The sequence below is a fragment of the Streptomyces sp. NPDC059957 genome (assembly GCF_042730015.1).
Lineage (GTDB): Bacteria > Actinomycetota > Actinomycetes > Streptomycetales > Streptomycetaceae > Streptomyces.
This window is the reverse complement of record NZ_JBHWMB010000163.1, coordinates 1-4,476: the sequence shown is the minus strand read 5'-3', so window position 1 is coordinate 4,476 and position 4,476 is coordinate 1. Positions and strand designations below refer to the sequence as shown.

Sequence of the window (4,476 nt, the reverse complement as noted above, 5' to 3'; positions counted from 1 at the left end):
GGCCCCGGCCCGGCCCCGGCCCCGGCCCCCCGCCCCCGGCTCCGCCAGGCAGCCCCCGCCCCCGCCCCCGCGCCCCTTGCGCCGCGGCACAGCCGGGAGCATTATTCATCACATGATGAATAACCAAGCGGCCGCCGCCGTCCACGCCGACGGCCTCACCGTCCGCCGCGGCACCGGCCGCAGCCCCCGCACCGTCCTCGACGCCCTCTCCTTCGAGGTCCCGCGAGGCCGCATCACCGGCCTCCTCGGCCCCTCCGGCTGCGGAAAGTCCACCCTGATGCGCGCCGTCGTCGGCACCCAGGCCCACGTCACCGGCACCCTCGACGTCCTCGGCCACCCCGCCGGCCACCCCGGACTCCGCTCCCGCATCGGCTACGTCACCCAGGCGCCCTCCGTCTACGACGACCTCAGCGTCCGGCAGAACCTCGACTACTTCGCCGCGATCCTCGACCCCGGCCGCGCCGCCGCCGAGCGCCGGCGGGACGCCGTCACCCGGGCCATCGCCGACGTGGACCTCACCACCCACACCACCGCCCTCGCCGGAAACCTCTCCGGCGGCCAGCGCAGCAGGGTCTCCCTCGCGGTCGCCCTCCTCGGCAGCCCCGAGCTCCTCGTCCTCGACGAGCCGACCGTCGGCCTCGACCCGGTCCTGCGCCGCGACCTGTGGAACCTCTTCCACGAGATCACCGCCACCCGCGGCGCCACCCTCCTCGTCTCCTCCCACGTCATGGACGAAGCCGAGCGCTGCCACGACCTCCTCCTCATGCGCGAGGGCCGCATCCTCGCGCAGGACACCCCCGACGCCCTGCTCACCCGTACCCACACGGACACCGTCGAAGAGGCCTTCCTCCACCTTGTCGACGCCGCCAACGCCGAAGCCAAGGCCCCAGCCCCCCACGGGAGCACCCGATGAGCACCGCCCGCACCGTCGCCACCGCCGCCCGCGTCCTGCGCCAGCTCCGCCACGACCCGCGCTCCATCGCGCTGATGCTCTTGGTCCCCGTACTGATGCTGGTCCTGCTCCGCTACGTCTTCGACGGCAGCCCGCGCACCTTCAACAGCATCGGCGCGTCCCTCCTCGGGATCTTCCCCCTCATCACGATGTTCCTGATCACCTCCATCGCCACCCTGCGCGAACGCACCTCAGGCACCCTCGAACGCCTCCTCGCCATGCCGCTCGGCAAGGGCGACCTCATCGCCGGCTACGCCCTCGCCTTCGGCGCCATGGCGGTCGTCCAGTCCCTGCTCGCCACCGGCGTCGCCCTCTGGGTCCTCGGCCTCGACGTCGTCGGCTCCCCGTGGCTGCTGCTGCTCGTCGCCCTGCTCGACGCCCTGCTCGGCACGGCACTCGGCCTCTTCGTCTCCGCCTTCGCGGCGTCCGAGTTCCAGGCCGTCCAGTTCATGCCGGCCGTGATCTTCCCCCAGCTCCTCCTGTGCGGCCTCTTCGCCGCCCGCGACACCATGCAGCCCGTCCTCGAAGCGATCTCGAACGCCCTGCCCATGTCCTACGCCGTCGACGGCATGAGCCAGGTCCTCACCCACACCGACATGACCGCCGACTTCGTCCGCGACGCCGTCGTCGTCGCCGGATGCGCCCTCCTGGTCCTCGCCCTCGGCGCCGCCACCCTCCGCCGCCGGACCCCCTGACCGGAGCCGCCTGACCGGTCTGCGGACAGCCCGCCGCGGTACCCCGCACGAGTGCAAGGATGAGGACGCAGAAGCAGAAGCAGAAGCCAACGCGAACGCAGAAGCCGACGCAGACCACGCACGCGTGCACGAACAGTTCGACGAGGTGAATCGGGCATGACCCAGACAGTCGCAGTCCTCGGTACCGGCAAGATCGGCGAGGCCCTGCTCAGCGGGATGATCCGCGGCGGCTGGCCCGCCTCCAAGCTCCTCGTCACCGCCCGCCGCCCGGAACGCGCCGAGGAGCTGCGCACCCGCTACGGCGTCGAGGCCGTCACCAACGCCGAGGCCGCCAAGCGCGCCGACACCCTCATCCTCACGGTGAAGCCCCAGGACATGGGCAAGCTCCTCGAGGAGCTCGCCCCGCACGTCCCCGCCGACCGTCTGGTCATCAGCGGCGCGGCCGGCATCCCGACCTCCTTCTTCGAGGAGCGCCTCGCCCAGGGCACCCCCGTCGTCCGCGTCATGACGAACACCCCGGCCCTCGTCGACGAGGCCATGTCCGTCATCTCGGCCGGCAGCCACGCCACCGCCGCGCACCTCGCGCACACGGAGGAGATCTTCGGCGGCGTCGGCAAGACCCTGCGCGTCCCGGAATCCCAGCAGGACGCGGCCACCGCCCTGTCCGGCTCCGGCCCCGCCTACTTCTACTACCTCGTCGAGGCCATGACCGACGCCGGCATCCTCCTCGGACTGCCCCGCGCCCAGGCCCACGACCTCATCGTGCAGGCCGCCGTCGGCGCCGCCGTCATGCTCCGTGACAGCGGCGAGCACCCGGTCAAGCTCCGCGAGGCCGTCACCTCCCCGGCCGGCACCACCATCAACGCGATCGTGGAGCTGGAGAAGCACGGTGTACGGGCAGCACTGATCGCCGCCCTAGAAGCGGCCCGCGACCGCAGCCGCGAACTCGCCTCCGGCAACAGCTGACACCCGCCGGCCGTTACGGGGCTGCGCGCGCAGCCCCGTAACGACGGCCCGCCCCTCTTCCTTTTCCTTCAGGGCTCAAGCAGTCCGATGGCCCGGTACGCCGAGTCGACCACGGGCCGGGCGATAGCCCGGGCCCGCCCGGCACCCGCGCGCAGCACCGCCTCCACCGTCCCCGGATCGGCCGCCAGTTCCGCGTGCCGTTCGCGGACCGGCCGCAGCAGCTCCACGACGGCGTCGGCCACGTCCCGCTTGAGCGCCCCGTACCCGGTGTACCCGTCGGCGAGCGCGGCCGGCTCACCCCCGGTGCAGGCCGCGAGGATGTCCAGCAGGTTCGCGACTCCCGGGCGCGCGGTCCGGTCGTAGACGACTCCACCGTCTCCGCCGTCCCCGCTGTCGGTGACGGCCCGCATCACCTTCTTCCGCACCGCCTCGGGCTCGTCGAGGATGAACACCACCCCGGGCCCGGTGTCCCCAGACTTCCCCATCTTCGATCGCGGGTCCTGCAGGTCCATGACCCGCGCCGCCACCACCGGATGCGTGGCCCTGGGCACGGTGAAGGTGTACCCGTACCGCTGGTTGAACCGCGCCGCCAGATCCCGGGTCAGCTCGACGTGCTGCCGCTGGTCCTCCCCGACCGGGACCTCACCGGTCCGGTACGCCAAAATATCGGCGGCCATCAGCACGGGATAGGTGAGCAGCGACAGCCGTACGCCGTCTCCCGAGGCCTGCGCCTTCGCCGCCTTCTCCTTGTACTGCACCATCCGCCGCAGCTCCCCGTCCGAAGCCGTGCACTCCAGCAGGTACGAGAGCCGGGCGTGCTCGTCCACGTGGCTCTGCACGAACAGCGTGCACTTCTCGGGAGTCAGCCCGGCGGCGAGCAACAGCGTCGCCGCCTGCCGACTGAGCCGGCGCACCCGGGCCGGATCGTGCTCGACGGTCAGCGCGTGCAGATCGACCACGCAGAACAGCGCCTCGTCGGGCTCCTGCTCGGCGGCGACCCACTGCCGTACGGCCCCCAGGTAGTTCCCCAGCGTCAGATGCCCTGTCGGCTTGACCCCGCTGAAGATCCTCGTCATGTCCCTGCTCCCTGCTCGTGTCGGTGTGGGCGTCGACGCCACCGCGTCGGGCGACCGAGCCACTCCCGGGAGGGGAGAAACAGGAACGGCCGCCGAGATCGGCGGCCGTCGAGCGCGTGCGTGCTCGTGTCGATGGTCGGCCGCCGTCAGGCGGCCCACCAGCGAAGGTCGAGCGTGAGCGCACGCGTAGTCATGGGGAGAGGCTAGACCCTGAGAGGTGAGGAGGGCGTGAGGTTTCCGGCCTCGGCGGTGCGGGTCAGCCTGGGGTTGACACAGGTGTGCCCGATCCGTAAGATTCTTCGAGTTGTCCGAAGTGAGCATCCGACCCCGGTCGGTCCCCGGACAGCCATCCCGCACTACACATTCGAACGAGCGACTCACTTTGTCGTCCCGTTTTCATGCGTATTTGCGAATGAGGAATCCGCGTCCACGGACGCAGTCGCCGATTAGGTTCGGGGGCAAGGAATCCGCTACTGTCTCACTCGTCGCAAGGGCCCAACAGCCCGAACGGCGAATCCCGCTGACTGGGAGTCAGGACCGAAAGGATCTGATAGAGTCGGAATCGCCGGAAAGGGAAAACGCGAAAGCGGATGACCTGGAAGGCGGAAAACAAGCGAGACAGACTCTGATAGAGTCTGAAACGCAAGAACAGAACGAAAAGCCCGGAGGAAAGCCCCAGTAATTGTTACTGAGGTGAGTACAAAGGAAGCGTCCGTTCCTTGAGAACTCAACAGCGTGCCAAAAATCAACGCCAAAAAGTTGATACCCCGTCCATTTCGGTGGATGA

The 4,476-nt window shown here is 70.1% G+C and carries 4 protein-coding genes; 3 read left to right on the top strand and 1 reads right to left on the bottom strand.

Annotated elements, in window-relative coordinates:
• Nucleotides 1-112 precede the first annotated feature (112 nt).
• The 3 genes from ACFWBW_RS41550 to proC all read left to right on the top strand — a co-directional run bounded on the left by ACFWBW_RS41550 (nucleotide 113) and on the right by proC (nucleotide 2,613).
• Nucleotides 113-913 carry an ABC transporter ATP-binding protein gene (locus ACFWBW_RS41550; RefSeq protein ID WP_385385062.1) on the top strand — a complete coding sequence of 267 codons (801 nt, stop codon included), beginning with the start codon at nucleotides 113-115 and terminating at the stop codon, nucleotides 911-913.
• Nucleotides 910-1,647: an ABC transporter permease gene (locus ACFWBW_RS41545; protein ID WP_385385059.1), complete on the top strand. Its 738-nt coding sequence runs from the start codon at nucleotides 910-912 to the stop codon at nucleotides 1,645-1,647. Before ACFWBW_RS41550 ends, ACFWBW_RS41545 begins: the two co-directional genes overlap by 4 nt.
• A 156-nt stretch (nucleotides 1,648-1,803) precedes the next feature.
• Nucleotides 1,804-2,613, top strand: a complete 810-nt coding sequence (gene proC, locus ACFWBW_RS41540; RefSeq protein WP_266956141.1) for a pyrroline-5-carboxylate reductase — start codon at nucleotides 1,804-1,806, stop codon at nucleotides 2,611-2,613.
• A 68-nt stretch (nucleotides 2,614-2,681) separates the two neighbouring features.
• On the opposite strand, the gene trpS is transcribed toward proC, so the two are convergent.
• Nucleotides 2,682-3,689: a tryptophan--tRNA ligase gene (gene trpS / locus ACFWBW_RS41535; RefSeq protein ID WP_385385056.1), complete on the bottom strand. Its 1,008-nt coding sequence runs from the start codon at nucleotides 3,687-3,689 to the stop codon at nucleotides 2,682-2,684.
• Between the last annotated feature and the right edge of the window lie 787 nt (nucleotides 3,690-4,476).

What these genes read in the sequence shown, in the direction of transcription:
- ACFWBW_RS41545 (WP_385385059.1), top strand. Translation starts at nt 910, where the DNA reads ATGAGCACCGCCCGCACCGTCGCCACCGCCGCCCGCGTCCTGCGCCAG.
- proC (WP_266956141.1), top strand. Translation starts at nt 1,804, where the DNA reads ATGACCCAGACAGTCGCAGTCCTCGGTACCGGCAAGATCGGCGAGGCC.
- trpS (WP_385385056.1), bottom strand. Translation starts at nt 3,689, where the DNA reads ATGACGAGGATCTTCAGCGGGGTCAAGCCGACAGGGCATCTGACGCTG.
- ACFWBW_RS41550 (WP_385385062.1), top strand. Translation starts at nt 113, where the DNA reads ATGATGAATAACCAAGCGGCCGCCGCCGTCCACGCCGACGGCCTCACC.